The sequence below is a fragment of the Rhizobium favelukesii genome (assembly GCF_000577275.2).
GTDB classification, from domain to species: Bacteria; Pseudomonadota; Alphaproteobacteria; order Rhizobiales; family Rhizobiaceae; genus Rhizobium; species Rhizobium favelukesii.
The window spans coordinates 175,264-192,269 of record NZ_HG916852.1 but is presented as its reverse complement, the minus strand read 5'-3'; the positions used below and the strand labels follow the sequence as shown (position 1 = coordinate 192,269).

Genomic DNA, 17,006 nt, shown 5'->3' with positions numbered 1-17,006 from the left:
TTGAAGTTTTCCTGACAGGCAGCAAAAAAGTCTTTGATGCCGGTGTGTGCTTACGACGACACAATCTGAGGAGGAGGCGATAGTGATCGGCGCAAGGCGCACTATATACGCAGTGAGAAAGGATCGTCCGATGCCTGGTCTTCACAATCTCTGCCTGATCGCGCTTTTCTCCCTGTTGCCCTACGCAGCGGTTGCGATGCCACTCGGCGTATTTTCAGCCCCCGACGGCGAATCGGACATCGTCCGTGTGGGGTCGACCATGTGCGATGCGCGCGGCTGCTTTACCTTCGGGCCGGTGCAGTCGTTCCGCCCATCCTATGTGCAGCCAAACTACCGACCGCCAACCGCCACAGGCCCGACTTACTATCGACCGGGCGCACGGGGACGCGCGCCGCTCTACTACGATCCGCCGCCCGTGCGCACAGTGCAACCGAACGCACAGGGACGACAGTTCCATGTGGACTGGTGCCGAAATCAGTATCGGAGCTACAATCCTAAGACCGACCGGTTCGTGACGTTTGAGGGCATCTACAAAACCTGCAATTCGCCGTACGACTAGAGGGGGATTCAGATTCTAGGCCGATCGGCCAAAATTCATCCTGATCTAGGCTCAGCTTTCCAGCGAGGCGCGATCGACGTGGCCGAGGTCGCGGCCGGGCTCGATGATATCGCGGACGCGCTGCTTCAATTCCTTTGGACCTGGAAAGCCGCCGTCGCGCTTACGCTCCCAGATCAGGGCGCCATCGACACGGATTTCGAAATTTCCGCCCGTCCCGGGAATGAGTGCCACTTCGCCGAGACTGTCAGTGAAGGTCTGCAGAAGCTCCTGCGCCATCCAGCCGGCACGCAGCAGCCAGTTGCATTGGGTGCAGTAGAGGATCGTCACGCGGGCTTTCTCGTCGCTCATGTCAGGTTTCCTTTCGTCATGCCGGTTTACGAACCGTCGTGGCGCGGCGCAATCCATATTGCAATCGCGCAGCGCTTGGTGTTCCTCTCCGTGTCGAAGATCGTATTGGAGATGCTGATGCGGGTCGCCATCATCGAGAACATGAAAAGCACGCCGCTCGGCTCGCTGGGCGTGGCACTGGCCGAGGCCAAAGCAGAGGTCGAGCGCTTCCACCCGTGGATCGACGGCAAATTACCCGCCAGTATTGCCGATCATGACGCGCTGGTGGTGCTCGGCGGCGAGCAGAACGCGATCGACGATGAGAACTATCCGTACCTGCCGGCGCTTGCGCAACTGATGCGCGACTTCGCCGACGCCGACAAGGCGGTGCTCGGCATCTGCCTCGGCGCGCAGATCCTGGCGCGTGCCTACGGCGCGGAAAACCATTTGAATGCCGGGCTGGAGTTCGGCTGGCACGCGGTCAGCAAGTCCAGGGATGGCCGGACGGATCCGTTGCTCTCCGGCCTCGCGGATGATTTCACGACGTTCCAGTGGCACAGCGACACCTTCACGCTGCCGCAGGGCGCCAAGCGCCTTGCGGTCAGTAGCCTGACGCAAAACCAGGCGTTTCGCGTTGCACGCGCAGCCTATGGCACGCAGTTCCACTTCGAAGCCAGCGCATCGGTGATCGATAGCTGGAAAGCCGAATTTGCCGCATCGATCGAGCAGATGGAGCCCGGCTGGCATGAACGCTACACGACGCTTGCCGCCGGCCATGCAAGCGAATCAGATGCGAGCGGCCTTGCCATCGGTCGCAATTGGGTGCGCATGATCCAAGCCGAGGCACGGCCATTCCTCAAGGCAGTCGCCGCCGCTAGGTAGCACCGGCGACGACCATTGTGAACGAATACGACATGGCCGGCGCTACGTCGCGGAACGGATCCAGACAAGCATTTCGCCTGGCGCGCGATTGTCCCACAGATGGTACGGCACGAAGCGAGCCGTCGCCTTCTCGGCCACCGGCGGCTTGGCCCGATAGAGCGTCGCGCCCCAATCCGGTTCATCCTTCGTGACCGGAATGTCGAGCGCAACCGCACCGCCGAGCTCGGCGATCTCCGCGGTCGTCGCCGCGATGTCCTCGCCAAGCCTGATGCCGTTCAGGCCCGCGCCATTGTCGGTCGCCTCCACGCAATAGACGAGCGGTCCGCGCAACAGCGCAGCGCGTCCGGCATCCTGCCGCACCAGCGGGTTTGCCCAGAGGGCGCGCGCTTCCAGCGGGATGTTCAGATCGATCTTGTCGCCATCGCGCCATTCGCGTTCGATGCGGGCGTAGCCATCGACTTCGACTGCACCGAGATCGATCGTTTCGCCGTTGACGGCCAGTGTCGCGCCCTTTGCCCATTCCGGGATGCGCAGCGAAACTGCGAAATGCGCCGGCTTGCTCGTCTTGACGTCGACGTGAACGGCGCCGTGCCAGGGGTAGCGGGTCTTCTGCGTCAGCTCGACGTTGGTGCCGGCAATTTCGAACCGCGCGCTTCCCTCGCCGTAGAGGTGAACGGCGATCTCGTCTTCCGCCACCCCATACATGTAAGAGCCGATCGAAGCGAGCAGGCGGGCAATGTTCGGTGGGCAGCAAGGGCAATGATGCCAGGTCCAGCGATGGTGCTTGCCGGCACTTTCCAGCGGGTTCTCGTAGAAGAACGTCTTGCCATCGAGAGACAGGCCGGCCATGGCGCCATTGTAGAGCGCCTGCTCCATGATATCGGCATAGCGCCGGTTCGGGCCGCGTCCGAGCATGCGGTTCGCCCAGAATACCAGGCCGACTGACGCGCAGGTTTCGGCGTAGGCGCTTTCGTTCGGCAGATCGTAGTAGTCGGTGAAGCCCTCGTTTGCGGCTGCCGGCCCGATGCCGCCGGTGACGTACATCTGCTTGGTCGTCAGGTCGTCCCAGAGCGTCTCGAGCGCCCCGGTCAGGCTGTCGTCATTATACTCCGTCGCGATGTCGGCCATGCCGGAATAGAGATACATAGCGCGTACGGCATGACCGACGACCTTCTTCTGCTCGCGAACCGGCTCGTGCGCCTGGCCGTATTCATAGGTCTTCTGGTGGAAGTCGGCGGCGTTGCGGCCATCGCGGATCGCTTCTTCGGTGAAAAAATTGGGCTCGGTGCCACGCTCATCGATGAAGAACTTGGCGAGGTCCAAATACTTCTTCTCGCCCGTCACGCGGGCGAGCTTGACGAGCGCCAGTTCGACCTCCTCGTGACCGCAGTAGCCGGGGATCTTGCCCGGTCCGTGGCCGAAGACGGAAATCATGTAATCGGCAAATCGGCACATGATGTCGAGCAGCTTGCGCTTGCCGGTGGCCTGATAATAGGCAACGGCGCCCTCAATCAGATGGCCGGCGCAATAGAGTTCGTGATGATCGCGGAGGTTGGTCCAGCGGCGATCGGGCTGAACCCGCTGGAACCATGCGTTCAGATAACCGTCCCTGTCCTGCAGCTTCTCATACATGTCGATGATGGCGTCGACGCGGGCTTCCAGAGCGGGATTGGCGCGGCGATAGAGCGAGTAGGCAACCGTCTCGATCGACTTACCGAAATCGCTGTCCCAGAACATCTGCGTAGAACCACCCCATGGGCCGATCGGGATCACGATTCCGGGACCAGGCTGGTCGACATCGATCGCACGTAGCATCCCTGCCTCGACGCAACGGTCGAGCAGCGTTTCGGCAGTGGAATCGCAGATCGCATCCTGGCGCTCTCCGAATAGCCCATGCACATCGACATCAGGCACGGGCAGCGGACGAAACTGGCGGTCTCTTTTCAACTTGTTCATGGCGTGATCCATCTTTCTTGGGAAGTCATTTCACCGCGCCGGCCATAAGCCCGCGCATGTAGTAGCGTTGCAGAACCAGGAAGACGATGAGGCAGGGGATCGTCATGACAGCGACACCCGCTTGCACGGCGCCCCAGTTGATCGCCCCGAGACGGCCAGCGCGAACCGCCATCATCAGGACAGGCAGCGTGTATTTCTCGTTGCTTGAAAGCAGCACGAGCGCGGCCAGGAATTCGTTCCAGGCATTGAGGAACGCAAAGATCGCCACCGTGGCGACGCCCGGCAGCACGAGCGGCAGCAGAACCAAAACCAGCATCTTCAGATCATGGGCGCCGTCGATGCGAGCCGCCTCCTCGATTTCCTTCGGCACGGCGTCGAAGGCATTGCGCATCATGAAGACCGAGAACGGCAACTGCAGCGTCACGTAGACCAGCGTCAGACCGAAGAGCGAGTTGTTGAGCCCGAGCTTGGCGAGGATGATGAAGAGCGGCGTGAGGATCGATTGGAAGGGGATCATCAGCGTCGCGATGATCAGGATAAAGAAGACATTCTTCAGCGGGAAGCGATAGCGCGAGAAACCATAGCCGGCGAGCAGGCTGATCACGACCGTCAGCACGACGGTCGCAAGCGATACGATGAGTGAATTGAGGGTGTGCTGCCAGATGCCGGCACCGAAACTGTCGAGCGAGCGATAGGAATCAACGCTGATGCCGTTCGTCGGCCACGGCGGCAGCGGTGGCAGGCGCGCCTCCGTGCCATGCCGGAACGAGGCGAGCAGCGTAATAACAAACGGAGCGAGAAAGAAAATGGCAACGGCTATGCCTGTCCCGTGATAGGCGACCTGACCGCGGATTTCACGGCTTCTCCTGCGACCGGTGACGAGGCTCATGAGCGCTCCTCCCCGACACGCAGCAGCCAGAGCTGCACGACGCTGATGATCACCAGAATGGCGAGAAGCGCAATTGACAGCGCCGCGCCGTATCCGAGATTGAAGGACACGAAAGACTGGTTGAAGATGTAGTAGACGACGGAGATCATACGGTTTTGCGGTCCGCCTGAGGTCATGATGTAAAACTGATCGAAGGCGAGGATCGACCCCGTCACGGAAATGATCAGAGCGAGCGCGATCGTCCTGCGCATCAGCGGCAGTGTCAGAAAGCGGAAACGCTGCCACCAGCTTGCCCCGTCGACGACGGCGGCCTCCGTCAGATCGGCGGGGATCGCCTGCAGGCCCGTCAGCAGTATGATCATTGTAAAGCCGGCTATCTTCCACACGACCATGACGCAGATGGTCAGGAATGCACTGTCGAAGGTGGCGAGCAGATTGGGGCTCTTCTCGACAAGTCCGAGCGCTTTCAAGGCGGGACTGATGAAGCCGCTGTCGACATTGGCAAGCCACACCCAAAGCAGCGACGCCGACGCCAGACCGACCACGACGGGCAGGAAGATGATGGTGCGGTAGGTACTGACAAATGCCCGCTGCCGCTCGACGAAGAGAGCAAGCGGAAAGGCGACCGCGAAGATGAGGATCGTCACGATGACCGTATAGTAGGCTGTGAAGTTCAGCGCCGCGACGAAGCGGCCGTCATTGAACATGCGAAAGTAGTTGTTGAAGCCAATCCAGCGCGAGGCACCCATCAGCGGCCAGTTGTGAAGGCTCATCCAGGCGGTGAAACCGACCGGCAGCACAAAGAACACGATCACCAAAAGCATCGCCGGAGCGATATAGAGGAGGCCGGTCCATTCCGGTCGTGGGGCACGTCTGCGCACGCATGCTGTCTGCTTTTGACCCGTCACGGTCATCGAAACACTCCGCATCATTCCTGATAAAATCGGCCGGAGGACACCCTCCGGCCACGGCCGTTGGGAGATTATTGGCCGCTGTCGATGATCGACTGCATCTCCGACTGTGCGTTCTTAAAGGCGCCGTCGACGTCGTCACCGAAGATGGCGGCGTTCGTAAAGGTCGCCCACGGACCGTTGGCGCTGTTGATCAGATCGTTGAACTGCAGAGTGTAGGGTGTCTTCGCGACCGATATCGCCTTCAGGCCGACCTGCATCCTCGGATCAAGGCCTTCGAGCACCTTGTCGGCGATATCACCGCGGGTCGGCAGGCTGCCATACTTCGCCATGATCTTCTGACCGTCCATCGAATAGATGTATTCGAGGAATTCCTTCACGGCATCGATCTTCTTCGTGCCCTTGGTGATGACGAAGTTGTCGCCACCGGCAAAGGAGGACGGATTGCCGTCAACGCCCGGAATGAGCGTCACGCCGAAGTCGATGTCGGGATGCTCGGTAACGAGCGTGCCGATTGCGAATGCGCCGAGGCTCTGTTGACCGATCTTGCCGTTGGTGAAGCTCAGGAAGTTGGCACCGTTGTCGCTGGCAGCACTTGCCGGGACAAGGTCCTTCTTCACCATGTCGCGATAGTAGTCGACGGCCTTGCGCATCTGCGGGGTGTCGAGCGTCGCCGTTTTGCCATCGGCCGAAAGGATATCGGCGCCGGCGCCCCAGGTGAGCGGCGTGAACGTGAAGATCATGCAGCCACCGCAACCGCCGCCGGAGAAGTAGAAGCCGTAGGTGTCGTCACCCAGCTTGCGGATCTTCTCGGCGTTGGCAGTGATTTCCTCCCAGGTCGCAGGCGCCTTTTCTGGATCGACGCCTGCCTTCTTGTAGAGGTCCTTGTTCCAGGCAAAGACCGAGGTTTCGACCGACAGCGGCAGGCCATAGACGCGATCCTGATAGGTGCCGAGGCGGACGTGCGACGGCGACAGCGAATTGAAATAGGGCAACTTCTTTGCCCAGTCCGTCAGGTCTTCCAACTGTCCCGCAGCGGCAAAGGCCGGATTGTAGATGAGATCCATCGACAACGCGTCCGGCGCCTGGCCGCCAGCGATTGCCGTTGCGTATTTCTGGACAAGTTCCGAGAACGGCACCTCGGTCGCGACAACCTGGTTCTCGTGGCTGGAATTGTAGGCTTCGACGACCTTCTTGAAGGACTCGCCGATACCGGAACGGACCCACATTTCGACTTTCTCGGCGGCCGATGCTCCGGACACCAGACATAGAGTGGCAACGCTTGTCGCAGCCAACAGACGCTTAATCATGGCACTCCTCCCAAATTGGCGCATCTCCTCCGCGCCGGTTCCTCATCTCCTGGGGCTTTGGGCCCCGCATGACTGCCGCACCACGAGGCGGCACGGCAATTTCCTGACGCCAGGTTCCACCGGGCGCCCCTCGGCCAGCGCCAGAACCGTCAACCCGGCTTGGCGCCCCAGTTCCTTCAACTCCATATCGACGGAGGTGAGCGGCGGCCGCGTCTGGCCGGCGACAATCTCCCAATTGTCGAACCCGACCACGGAAACATCCTCCGGCACGCGAACACCGCGCTCGCGCAACGCATCGACAGCACCACGGGCGATCTGATCGTTTCCGCAGAAGATCGCGTCCGGCTTTTCGCCCTCTCCGTTCCAGATCTCCGCGACGGCCTCGTGGCCCCAGGCCTCCGCCCAATGGCCGAACATGACGAGGCCCTCATCGCCGATGACATCGCGGTAGGCGCCCGTGCGCTCGCGAACGGAGAAGAAGTCTTCCGGCCCCGTGATATGCGCGATCCGCCGACGGCCCATCTTCACCAACCACTCCACGGCGAGCCGTGCGCCCTGCGCGTCGTCGGAGCGGAAGGTAACGCTTGCCGGCGTCCCCTCGGTGAAAGCGTAGACGACGGGGACGTGCAGGTTCGACAGATCGACCGGAAGCTGCCGGTCCAAGCGTTTTCCGGTTGCTATGATGCCGTCCACCTGCTTTTCCAGCATGGCCTCGACGTGGATCTGACCGAGGGACGGATCGTGTTCAATCGCGCAGAGAAAAACAGATACGCCGTGATCGACGAGCGCTTCGGAAATGCCGGCCATCACCGGCAGCGTGAAGCGCCCGTAGGTGTCGTTGGTCAACAGGCCGATGGTGAAACTGCGCTTGCTCAGGAGGCCCCGGGCGAGTGCATTCGGGCGGAAGCCGACTTCGCCGGCAATGCGCTTTACGCGCTCGCGGGTCTCGGCGCTCATGCGGCCGGTTTCATTCAGCGCCTTCGAGGCCGTGGAAATACTGACCCCCGCCGCCGCCGCGACGTCGTGGATGGTGATCCGGCCTCTTTTTCCTCCCGCGACGTGCACTGCGCGTCTCCTCATTTGCGATGAGAAAAGCTTTTCCCAACTTCATCGTCAAGTGGGAAAAGGTTTTCTCATCGCAAAAATCATACGATTGTCATCAAGGTATTGGGGAACGCTGGCGACAAAGAAAATCGCGACAGACCATGCCCGCCGCGATCCAAAAGCTTAGTCGAGGCGGGGTGCGATCAGCCCTTGATCGTCGCCTTGCCTTCTTCCAGGAGACGTGCCGCGGCTTCGGCGGGAGTTGTCCGCTCGAATGCAAGTTCATCGGCAATCGGACGGAAGACGCGCTGGTCGAACTGCGTCGAGCCGAGCGGTGCAGGCGCCGGATATTCGCCCACCTGATCTTTCAGCAGGTTTACGTACTTCACGGTGTCTTGCTCGGTCGGATTGAGGTGAGGGAGAATCGCCTCCCGCACAGTCGGCGACATGGGCACGCCGCGCTCCACGCCAAGGATCTTGCCGGCTTCCACATCATTGACGAAGAAATCGATGAACTTGGCCGCGGCCTCGCCGTTCTTCGTCGTCCCGCCAATACTCCAGATCAACGCCGGGCGATAGTAGTGCCCGGACGGGCCGCCCTTCTTTTCACGCGGCAGCAGCGTGATTGCGAGCTTGTTCTTGGAAATCAGCTGATAGCCGACGAGTTGGTTGGAATAGGCCATGCCCATCGCCGACTTGCCGAGCGCGAGGCAGTTCGTGTCGATCGTGTTCTGGTCGAGCGTCTGGACATCGGCTGCGACCGTGCCGCCCTTCTTGCGCAGATCTTCCCAGTAGGTGAACCAGGCTGTTGCGTCATCCACATTGAAGCCGAGCTTGCCATCGGCATAGAGGCTTTTGCCGCGCTGGCGCAGCCAGGCGTCGAAGACGTAGGCGTAGCGCGCCGCCGTACGGGCCGCCCCAGTAATTGTCCTTGCCTCCGGCCTTTGTCAGCTCGACCGCGAGCTTGGCATACTCATCCCAGGTCAGATCCGCCGTCGGCACCGGAATGCCTGCCTTTTCGAACGCCGTTTGATCGAAGAACAGCGCGAAGGAGTTGAGGCCGAGGCCGACACCATAGAGCTTGCCGTCCACCGTCGTCAGCTTCAGCATGTCCTTGCCGAAGGAATCGACTTTCAGCGTCGAGGGCACGAACTCGTCAAGCGCCAGGCATGCACCGCGCTTGGAGTAGTCCGAGATCGTTCCCGGCTCGAGCTGGAAGACGTCGGCAATTGCACGGCCGGCCATCTGGGTGGAGAGTTTTGTCCAATAGCCGTCGCCGCTCAGCGACTCGCCGACGATCGAAACACCGGCATTCTTGCTTTCATAGAGCTTGGCGACATCAAGCGTGCGTTTGGCGCGATCGTTCGATCCCCACCACATGGCACGCAGCTTGGCATCTTCTGCAAAGGCCGGAACTGAGCTTCCGGCGCCGAAGGCCAGCCCGGCAGCGACACCTGCCGAACCCATCAGAAATGAACGGCGATTGACCTGCATGATTTCATCCTCCTCTTTCAGCCCCGCCATCCTCCAACAGCTCCATGGGCTTATCGGCGTAGATTACGCAAAAACTTACCCAATGCAACAAATTATCTTTTTCTTGCAAATTTGCACTATTTGCATAAGCTTCTCTCCATGAACGAGATCAAGACCAAAAGACTGAGACAGGCCGACATCGCCACCATGGCGGGTGTGTCTATATCTACCGTGTCCCGTGTGCTCGCCAACGAGCCCGGCATCAGCGAGAGCGTACGCCAGCACATTCTCAAGGTGGCGGCCGAAAATGGCTACTCGGCACGCACCGCAAACGGTGCGCTGCGTGGCAGCCTGGCGCTGATTGCAAGCGACGGGGTAACGGGCGGGCTCAGCGTCTTCTACGAAGGGATCGTCGACGGGTTGCGCGCCGGCGCGCTCGATGCCGGCGTTCCCTTCGAGGTGCGGCTGATCCGCGAGAATAGAGCCACACCCGATGTGGTCCACGAGTATATGCAGACGGCCGGCGCCGGTGGTTTGTTCCTGGTTGGGATCGATCCGAGCGCCGAACTGTGCGCGTGGCTTGAGGACGCGGCAATCCCGACGGTACTGGTCAACGGCACCGATCCGCAGCTGCGGCTCGATGGCGCTTCTCCCTCGAACTTCTTCGGCGCTTATGAAGCGACGACGCGCCTGCTGAATGCCGGCCACCGCCAGATCCTGCATCTGACCGGCTCGCACCGCAACACCATCCGCGAGCGGGTGCGGGGGTTCAGGGCTGCGATTGCCGAGGTCGAAGGCGCCGAAGGGCGTCTCGTGTCGATGACCTTTCAACGCAGCGCGATCCATGAGGCGCATGAACTGACAGCCGCCGTGCTTGCAGAGAATGCCGGCATCACCGCCGCCTTCTGCATGAACGACTTCATCGCCGTCGGCGTTCTCGAAGCCGTGACCGAGGCCGGGCTGCGCGTGCCCGATGACTTCGCCATCGTCGGCTTCGACGATCTTCCCTGCGCGCTGATGACGAATCCGCCGCTATCAACCATGCGCGTGGATCGCGTGGCGCTCGGCAGGGAGGCGGTCGGTCTCATGGTTGCGCGCTTCAAGGATCGCGCCGCCCCCGCCCGCCAGATTTGCCACGCCGTCGTGCCTATTGCCGGCGGCACCGTTCCGCACTCCTGATATGACGAGCAATACCGATGACCTGTGATCCCGCCAGTGCAAATCCGCTTTCCGACAATCCGCTGAAGACGCGCGAGGACATGTCGCGTGCGCTTCACAATCTCTTCGATCCGCTGCTGCCCTACTTCTCGGCAGGGAATGCGCGCGTACGCCTCGACGGCGCGGTGGCCCATTTCGACCGTGCGGCGGCCGACCTCGAAGGCTTTGCGCGGCCGCTCTGGGGATTGGCGCCGCTCGGGGCCGGCGGCGGCGAATTTGCGGAGTGGCATCGCTTTGCCGAAGGCATCGCCAATGGCACGGACCCGAAGCATCCGGAATATTGGGGAACGGTCAACGGCCGTGACCAGCGCATGGTGGAGCTTGCGGCGCTCGGCTTTGCGCTGGCGCTCGTGCCGGAGAAGGTATGGGAGCCGCTTGGCGGACGGGCGCGCGACAACGTCGTCGCCTATCTCAAGCATGCGCGACAGTTCGACTATGCCGACAACAACTGGAAATTCTTCCGCATCTTCGTCGACATCGCGCTCGACCGGGTCGGCGCCAACTTCGACCGCAGCCTGACACGGCAGTATCTCGAGGAGCTCGAGGGCTTTTATATCGGCGACGGATGGTACCGTGACGGCAACGTACGCCGCATCGACCATTACATCCCGTTCGCCATGCATTTCTACGGCCTGATCTATTCCAAGCTCGTCGATGACGACTACGCGAAGCGCTACCGCGAGCGCGCCCTGCTGTTTGCAAACGACTTCAGGCACTGGTTCGGCGCGGATGGGGCAACTATCCCGTTCGGCCGCAGCCTGACCTACCGCTTCGCATGTGCCGGCTTCTGGTCGGCGCTGGCCTTCGCCGACCTCGAAGCTCTGCCGTGGGGCGAGATCAAAAGCCTTTGCCTGCAGCACCTGCGCTGGTGGAAGGACAAGCCGATGACCAACCGCGACGGCATCCTTTCGATCGGTTTCGGCTATCCCAACCTGCTGATGTCGGAGAACTACAATTCGGCCGGTTCGCCTTATTGGGCCTTCAAGGCGTTCCTGCCGCTGGCACTCGCTGAAGACCACCCCTTCTGGACCGCCGAGGAAACGGCACCTGCGGAAGCGGCAAGAGTCCTGCCGCAGCGCCATCCCGGTATGGTGCTGATGCGCAATGGCGGCGACGTCGTGGCACTCTCCTCGGGCCAGGAGAACCTGCAGATGCGGTTCGGCACGGAGAAATACGCGAAATTCGCTTATTCCAGCCGCTACGGTTTCAGCGTCGAATCCGACGAACGCAACTTCGCGGGCGCGGCGCTCGATTCGACCCTCGCCTTCAGCGATGACGGTTTGCACTACCGGGTTCGCGAGACAAATCAGGAAGCCAAGCTTGCGGGCGACGTCCTCTACTCGAAGTGGTCGCCATTCCGTGACGTGGAGGTCGAAACCTGGCTGGTGCCGGCAGCGCACTGGCACGTCCGCGTCCACCGCATCAATACGCCGCGGCCGCTGCAGACCGCGGAAGGCGGCTTTGCGATCGCGCGCCGCGATTTCGAGCTCGATACACTGGTCGCGGAGGGCTCGAGCGCCTATGCGATCGGAGAAGCGGATTTCAGCGGCATTCTCGACATCGGCTCCCAAGTGCCGCGCACGGGCCTGACGCAGAAGGCGCCGCCGAATACCAACATGATTATCGCCAAGACGCTCGTGCCGCAGTTGCGCGCAGCAGTACCGGCAGGCCAGACGATCCTGATGACCGCTGTTATCGCCGCGAACGACAAAGGTATCGTGACCGGCGCCTGGACCACGCCGCCGCAGGCGCCTGACCTTGCCGAGCTCGAAGCGCTTGTCGCCAGCAAGGGCGCCAGGGTCAGCGCGATCGAGGCGCCGGGGCAGATGCCATGACGCGCCTCTCCATCGCGCTTGCGATGCAGCCGTCACGGACCGAGCATGTCCTGACTGCCGAGACGCTGCGCCGGCTCGGCGAGCTCGGCCACCTTCTCGATCCCCAGCCGCTTCAAAGCTTCGACGACGATCGCGCCCGGCACATTCTCGCCGGCACCGATATTCTCATCACCGGTTGGGGATCGCCCTATGTCGGGCGCGAGGTCCTTGCAGCGGCTCCACGGCTGCGCCTGGTTGCGCATGCGGCCGGAACCGTCAAGGGGATCGTCGATGAGCAGATCTTCGATGCCGGCATTGCCGTAACGCATGCAGCCGAGGCAAATTCTGTCCCGGTTGCGGAATTTACGCTTGCGGCGATCATCTTCGCCGGCAAGCAGGTGTTGCGCTTCCGCGACCTCTACGTCGCTGACCGCAACCGCGACCGGACGCACCCGATGCAGCGGTTGGCGATCGGCAACTATCGCCGCACGGTCGGTATTGTCGGCGCCTCGCGCATCGGTCGACGGGTCATCGAGCTGCTGCGGCCATTCGAATACCGGATCCTCCTCTTCGATCCCACCGTCGACATTGCCGAGGCGAGCAGTCTTGGAACCGAGAAGACGGATCTGCCGACGCTCATGAAGCAATCCGATATCGTCTCGCTGCACGCACCGTCGCTACCGTCGACATGTCATATGATCGGAGCCGAAGAGCTGTCGCTGATGAAAGATGGGGCCACGCTGATCAACACAGCACGCGGTGCACTGATCGACGAAGCCGCGCTGCTGAAGACGCTTGGCGCCGGACGGATTGACGCCATCATCGACGTGACGGACCCCGAGATACCGGAGGAGGCCTCGGCCTTCTACGACCTTCCCAATGTCTTCCTGACGCCGCATATCGCCGGTGCCGTGGGACTGGAGCGCGGACGGCTTGGGGATATGGCAGTCGATGAAATAGAGCGGTTCGTCAATGGCGAACCGCTCCTCTATCAGATCCTGCGTCGCGATCTGGCACTCATCGCTTAGCCAGCCTTCAGACTTGCCGGTGCGCCGCCCGTGACGATCTCCGGCATCAGATCGGAGATCTTCACGACCTTGCCGCTGCGTGAGCTGCTCAGGGCGGCGATGCCGCACAGCACAGACATGGCACCGGCGCGCGTCCCGGCCCGCTGGCCGAGCTTGTCTTCCATGCCCTGCTTGAAGATCATGTTGCGCATCCGGTCGTCGCCACCGTAATGGCCGCCCGGTGAATGCGGCACGACGATCCGCTCGACGGTATCCTTTCCCTTCGGGAAATTGCGAACGAGCAGGATAGTGTCCTGATCCGGCGTTTCCCACGGTTGCTTCTCGTATTGCCGCAGCTCGATACGCCCGTGCGTGCCGTTGAACGCGATATGGTGGCCTTCGATCGGCTGGAAGGTGTTCAGCGAATAGGAGACATGGACGTCGTTCTTGTAGCGGATGCTGACGACCATGGTGTCGGGGATATCTATATCCTCGCGATAGACGCAGCCGTCGCGGAAGTAGCCGTCGATCTTCGACGGATCCTCGTACAGCGAATCGAGAAATGGATCGGCCTCGAGGTCGAGGAAGTAGTCGCACTCCCCCGTATGCGGACAGAGCTTGCAGCGCGGGCCGCGGAATGGCCCCTTGCGCCCGTAATTCTGGAGATCGGCAAAGGAGGTGACGGCATCCGGGTCGCTATCCAGATACCAGTTCAAGAGGTCGAAGTGGTGCGTCGCCTTGTGCACGAAGAGGCTGCCGGAATTTTCGGTATAGGCGTGCCAGCGGCGGAAATAGTCGGCACCATGCTTGGTGTCGAGATACCAGTGGAAGTCGACTGACGTGACGCGCCCGATCTCGCCGGCGTTCAGCAGTTCCTTGATCTTGGCGGCCGTCGGCGAATAGCGATAGTTGAAGGAGACATCCACCCGCTTGCCGGTGCGCTTCTCGGCATCGAGGATACGGCGGATCTTGTCGACCGCTGTGGTCATCGGCTTTTCCGTGATGACGTCGATGCCGGCCTCGAGCGCACGTACGACGATCTCGTCATGCGTATAGTCGGGCGTGCAGACGATGACGAGGTCGACCTGCTGTTCGGCGAGCATGGCGTCGATGTTTTCATAGATCGGCGCATTGCTGCCGATCATCGTTCGGGCGCGCTCGGCGCGCAGCGAATTGGTGTCGACGATCGCGACGAGATCCACATGCTCGCGCCAGCCGGCAAGCAGTTCCTTGCCCCACATGGTGGTGCCGCGGTTTCCCGTTCCAATCAAGGCAAAGCGACGTTTCTCCATCGTATGGTCCTCCTTCATGCGTCATGAAACGAACAGTGGTCCGGTGCCCAACAAGGTCGCGGCTCCCCAATCCGCGGGCCATATCGGGCTGTAACTAAACAGTTACCTGATGGAAGACACCGTCCACTGTCAATAGCCGATCGCGGATTTCGACGATCAGGCGGCGATCGATGCGAGCGTCACATGGACGATGTGCCGCTCCCAGGCATCGAGATTGCCCGGCTCGATCAAGTCGCGGCCGAAAATCGTCGAGAGCGTATACTGGTTGGAAAGATAGAAGTATCCGAGCGAGGCAATCGTCAGATAGACGTTCAGCGGATCTGCGTTTGCGATGAAAACGCCCGTCTTCTTGCCGCGCTCGAGCACGTCGGAAAGTTCTCCGATCAGATGCGAATGCAGTTCCTTGAGTCGAACGGACTGGCGCAGCCAGCGCGCACGATGAAGGTTCTCGGTTCCGAGCAGGCTGAGGAACTCAGGGTGTTTGAGAAAATAGCGCCAGGTAAACAGCGCCAACTCGCCAATTCCTTCCTGGGGCGTTTGATCACCGATATGGAGCTCCCGCTCGGCCGTGCGAATACCGACGTAGGCTTCCTCAAGGACGCGCAGGTACAGTTGTTCCTTATCGCCGAAATAGTGGTAGAGCATGCGTTTGTTGGTGCCGGCGCGCTCGGCGATCGCATCAACTCTTGCGCCGCCCATGCCGTTCTCGGCGAATTCCTTGGTCGCAGCCTCGAGAATTGCCGCACGGGTTCGTTCGGGATCGCGCTGCAAGGCACGCTCGGGCGATCGACGCCTTACTCTCTTCTTTTCCCTATTTCCGCCGGTGCCTTCCATCGGCCCACCTTTCTTATTTCCCCATTGCGCTCATAGTACGTTGAGAACAGATTGTAAAAAACGAGAAGCGTGAGGAGCACCGTCATATCAGCGCTTGACAGCCTCAACGCTTCTTCATAGCTTGTAACCAATTAGTTATTTGTTGCAAGAGAAACCAGCAAGGAGCGTGTGGAGGCGCTCCCCAAGGGAGGAGGAGAACAGATGACACTTCGGGTAAGCAGACGTAATTTCGTTGCGGGAGGAGCAACGCTTCTTTCGATGTCCGCACTTGGATCGAAGGCCTTTGCCGCCGATGCCCGCCTGCGGCTTCTGTGGTGGGGCTCGCAGCCGCGTGCCGACCGCACCAACAAGGTCTCGCAACTCTACCAGACGAAGAATGCGGGAACGTCGATCACCGGCGAATTCCTTGGATGGGGGGACTATTGGCCCCGCCTGGCAACACAGGTTGCCGGCCGCAATGCGCCCGACGTCATCCAGATGGACTACCGCTATATCGTCGAATATGCGCGGCGCGGCGCACTTGCCCCGCTCGAATCCTACATGCCGTCCAAGCTCAATCTTGGCGATTTCGATCCAGCGCAGATCGAGGGCGGCAGCGTCGACGGGCATTTCTACGGCGTCAGCCTCGGCGCCAACGCCGCATCAACGGTCTTGAATACGACCGCATTCCAGGAAGCCGGTGTCGACCTGCCGACGCAAGCAACCACCTGGGAGGAATTTGGCAAGATCGGCGCCGAGATCACCAAGGCCGGCAAGCGCAAGGGCTTCTTTGGTTTTGCCGATGGAAGCGGCAACGAACCGCTGCTGGAAAACTATCTCAGGCAGCGCGGCAAAGCGCTCTATACGGCCGATTCCAAGATCGCCTTCGGCGCCGAAGAGGCTTCCGAATGGTTCGACATGTGGAGCAAATTCCGCGAAGCGAGCGCCTGCGTACCGCCTGACGTTCAGGCGCTCTACAAGGACACGATCGACTCCAGCCCGCTCACCCTTGGTAAGGCCGCGGCCGACTACGCGCACAGCAACCAGTTTGTCGGCTTCCAGGCTATCAGCAAGGACAAGCTGGCGCTGACCAACTACATGCGCATCAAGCCGGATTCGAAGGGCGGCCACTATCGCAAGCCTTCGATGTTCTTCTCGGTGTCCTCGCAGTCGAAGGTGCTCGACCAGGCGGTCGACTACGTCAACTTCTTCGTCACCAACCCCGATGCGGCTCTGGCGCTCGACGTCGAACGCGGCATTCCCGAATCGAAGGCGATGCGCGACGTCGTGGCCGCCAAGCTCGACGAGACGGGCAAGGTCCCGCTCAACTACGTCAGCGGTCTCGGCGACCTCGCAGGCAAGCTGCCGCCGCCGCCACCTTCGGGCGCCGGTGAAGGCCAGGTGGTGCTGCGCACCATCGCCGAGCAGGTCGCTTTCGGCCAGCTTTCTGCCAGCGACGGCGGCAAGCAGCTGGTCGATGAGATCAGCCGCCTGCTCGCCAAAGGCTGACG

The 17,006-nt window shown here is 61.3% G+C and carries 14 protein-coding genes and 1 pseudogene; 6 read left to right on the top strand and 9 right to left on the bottom strand.

The annotated features are described in order from the left end of the window. Positions 1-130: 130 nt before the first annotated feature. On the top strand, positions 131-559 hold the full coding sequence (locus LPU83_RS39210; RefSeq protein WP_024313389.1) for a BA14K family protein: 429 nt from the start codon (positions 131-133) through the stop codon (positions 557-559). Between the two features lie 51 nt (positions 560-610). Here the strand turns inward: LPU83_RS39210 and LPU83_RS39205 are convergent, their stop codons facing one another. Next, the gene (locus tag LPU83_RS39205; protein ID WP_024313388.1) at positions 611-907 is read right to left on the bottom strand and encodes an Rdx family protein; all 297 of its coding nucleotides are present in this window, start codon (positions 905-907) and stop codon (positions 611-613) included. A gap of 117 nt (positions 908-1,024) precedes the next feature. Here LPU83_RS39205 and LPU83_RS39200 point away from each other — a divergent pair, with 117 nt between their 5' ends. Further along, positions 1,025-1,768, top strand: coding sequence for a type 1 glutamine amidotransferase (locus LPU83_RS39200; protein ID WP_029709903.1), 744 nt, complete (start codon positions 1,025-1,027; stop codon positions 1,766-1,768). Positions 1,769-1,810: 42 nt separating this feature from the next. On the opposite strand, the gene LPU83_RS39195 is transcribed toward LPU83_RS39200, so the two are convergent. The 6 genes and pseudogenes from LPU83_RS39195 to LPU83_RS39170 all read right to left on the bottom strand — a co-directional run bounded on the left by LPU83_RS39195 (position 1,811) and on the right by LPU83_RS39170 (position 9,372). After that, on the bottom strand, positions 1,811-3,724 hold the full coding sequence (locus LPU83_RS39195; RefSeq protein ID WP_024313386.1) for a glycoside hydrolase family 127 protein: 1,914 nt from the start codon (positions 3,722-3,724) through the stop codon (positions 1,811-1,813). A gap of 25 nt (positions 3,725-3,749) precedes the next feature. Further along, on the bottom strand, positions 3,750-4,613 hold the full coding sequence (locus tag LPU83_RS39190; RefSeq protein ID WP_024313385.1) for a carbohydrate ABC transporter permease: 864 nt from the start codon (positions 4,611-4,613) through the stop codon (positions 3,750-3,752). Further along, a complete protein-coding gene (locus LPU83_RS39185; RefSeq protein WP_024313384.1) occupies positions 4,610-5,527 on the bottom strand; it encodes a carbohydrate ABC transporter permease in 918 nt (305 codons plus the stop codon). Before LPU83_RS39185 ends, LPU83_RS39190 begins: the two co-directional genes overlap by 4 nt. A 68-nt stretch (positions 5,528-5,595) precedes the next feature. Further along, on the bottom strand, positions 5,596-6,834 hold the full coding sequence (locus tag LPU83_RS39180; protein ID WP_024313383.1) for an ABC transporter substrate-binding protein: 1,239 nt from the start codon (positions 6,832-6,834) through the stop codon (positions 5,596-5,598). 42 nt (positions 6,835-6,876) lie between these two features. Next, a complete protein-coding gene (locus tag LPU83_RS39175) occupies positions 6,877-7,899 on the bottom strand; it encodes a LacI family DNA-binding transcriptional regulator (RefSeq protein ID WP_024313382.1) in 1,023 nt (340 codons plus the stop codon). Positions 7,900-8,081: 182 nt separating this feature from the next. Continuing rightward, a pseudogene (locus tag LPU83_RS39170) lies at positions 8,082-9,372 on the bottom strand (ABC transporter substrate-binding protein). Positions 9,373-9,510: 138 nt separating this feature from the next. On the opposite strand from LPU83_RS39170, the gene LPU83_RS39165 reads away from it, so the two are divergent. The 3 genes from LPU83_RS39165 to LPU83_RS39155 are packed head-to-tail and all read left to right on the top strand — an operon-like array spanning position 9,511 to position 13,411. After that, complete coding sequence (locus tag LPU83_RS39165) at positions 9,511-10,530, top strand: LacI family DNA-binding transcriptional regulator (RefSeq protein ID WP_024313381.1); 1,020 nt, start codon at positions 9,511-9,513, stop codon at positions 10,528-10,530. A 17-nt stretch (positions 10,531-10,547) separates the two neighbouring features. Continuing rightward, the gene (locus LPU83_RS39160; RefSeq protein ID WP_037068888.1) at positions 10,548-12,404 is read left to right on the top strand and encodes a DUF2264 domain-containing protein; all 1,857 of its coding nucleotides are present in this window, start codon (positions 10,548-10,550) and stop codon (positions 12,402-12,404) included. Continuing rightward, entirely contained in the window at positions 12,401-13,411 is a 1,011-nt protein-coding gene (locus LPU83_RS39155; RefSeq protein WP_024313379.1) for a hydroxyacid dehydrogenase, read from the top strand. Before LPU83_RS39160 ends, LPU83_RS39155 begins: the two co-directional genes overlap by 4 nt. Here the strand turns inward: LPU83_RS39155 and LPU83_RS39150 are convergent. Then, positions 13,408-14,682, bottom strand: coding sequence for a Gfo/Idh/MocA family protein (locus LPU83_RS39150; protein WP_024313378.1), 1,275 nt, complete (start codon positions 14,680-14,682; stop codon positions 13,408-13,410). The genes LPU83_RS39155 and LPU83_RS39150 overlap by 4 nt on opposite strands. Positions 14,683-14,838: 156 nt before the next feature. After that, entirely contained in the window at positions 14,839-15,516 is a 678-nt protein-coding gene (locus tag LPU83_RS39145) for a TetR/AcrR family transcriptional regulator (protein WP_024313377.1), read from the bottom strand. 201 nt (positions 15,517-15,717) lie between these two features. On the opposite strand from LPU83_RS39145, the gene LPU83_RS39140 reads away from it, so the two are divergent. Then, positions 15,718-17,004, top strand: a complete 1,287-nt coding sequence (locus tag LPU83_RS39140; protein WP_024313376.1) for an ABC transporter substrate-binding protein — start codon at positions 15,718-15,720, stop codon at positions 17,002-17,004. Positions 17,005-17,006: the final 2 nt, after the last annotated feature.

Bases quoted from the DNA above. Each gene is read 5' to 3' on its own strand.
- LPU83_RS39210 (WP_024313389.1), top strand. From the start codon at position 131: ATGCCTGGTCTTCACAATCTCTGCCTGATCGCGCTTTTCTCCCTGTTG.
- LPU83_RS39205 (WP_024313388.1), bottom strand. From the start codon at position 907: ATGAGCGACGAGAAAGCCCGCGTGACGATCCTCTACTGCACCCAATGC.
- LPU83_RS39200 (WP_029709903.1), top strand. From the start codon at position 1,025: ATGCGGGTCGCCATCATCGAGAACATGAAAAGCACGCCGCTCGGCTCG.
- LPU83_RS39195 (WP_024313386.1), bottom strand. From the start codon at position 3,724: ATGAACAAGTTGAAAAGAGACCGCCAGTTTCGTCCGCTGCCCGTGCCT.
- LPU83_RS39190 (WP_024313385.1), bottom strand. From the start codon at position 4,613: ATGAGCCTCGTCACCGGTCGCAGGAGAAGCCGTGAAATCCGCGGTCAG.
- LPU83_RS39185 (WP_024313384.1), bottom strand. From the start codon at position 5,527: ATGACCGTGACGGGTCAAAAGCAGACAGCATGCGTGCGCAGACGTGCC.
- LPU83_RS39180 (WP_024313383.1), bottom strand. From the start codon at position 6,834: ATGATTAAGCGTCTGTTGGCTGCGACAAGCGTTGCCACTCTATGTCTG.
- LPU83_RS39165 (WP_024313381.1), top strand. From the start codon at position 9,511: ATGAACGAGATCAAGACCAAAAGACTGAGACAGGCCGACATCGCCACC.
- LPU83_RS39160 (WP_037068888.1), top strand. From the start codon at position 10,548: ATGACCTGTGATCCCGCCAGTGCAAATCCGCTTTCCGACAATCCGCTG.
- LPU83_RS39155 (WP_024313379.1), top strand. From the start codon at position 12,401: ATGACGCGCCTCTCCATCGCGCTTGCGATGCAGCCGTCACGGACCGAG.
- LPU83_RS39150 (WP_024313378.1), bottom strand. From the start codon at position 14,682: ATGGAGAAACGTCGCTTTGCCTTGATTGGAACGGGAAACCGCGGCACC.
- LPU83_RS39145 (WP_024313377.1), bottom strand. From the start codon at position 15,516: ATGGAAGGCACCGGCGGAAATAGGGAAAAGAAGAGAGTAAGGCGTCGA.
- LPU83_RS39140 (WP_024313376.1), top strand. From the start codon at position 15,718: ATGACACTTCGGGTAAGCAGACGTAATTTCGTTGCGGGAGGAGCAACG.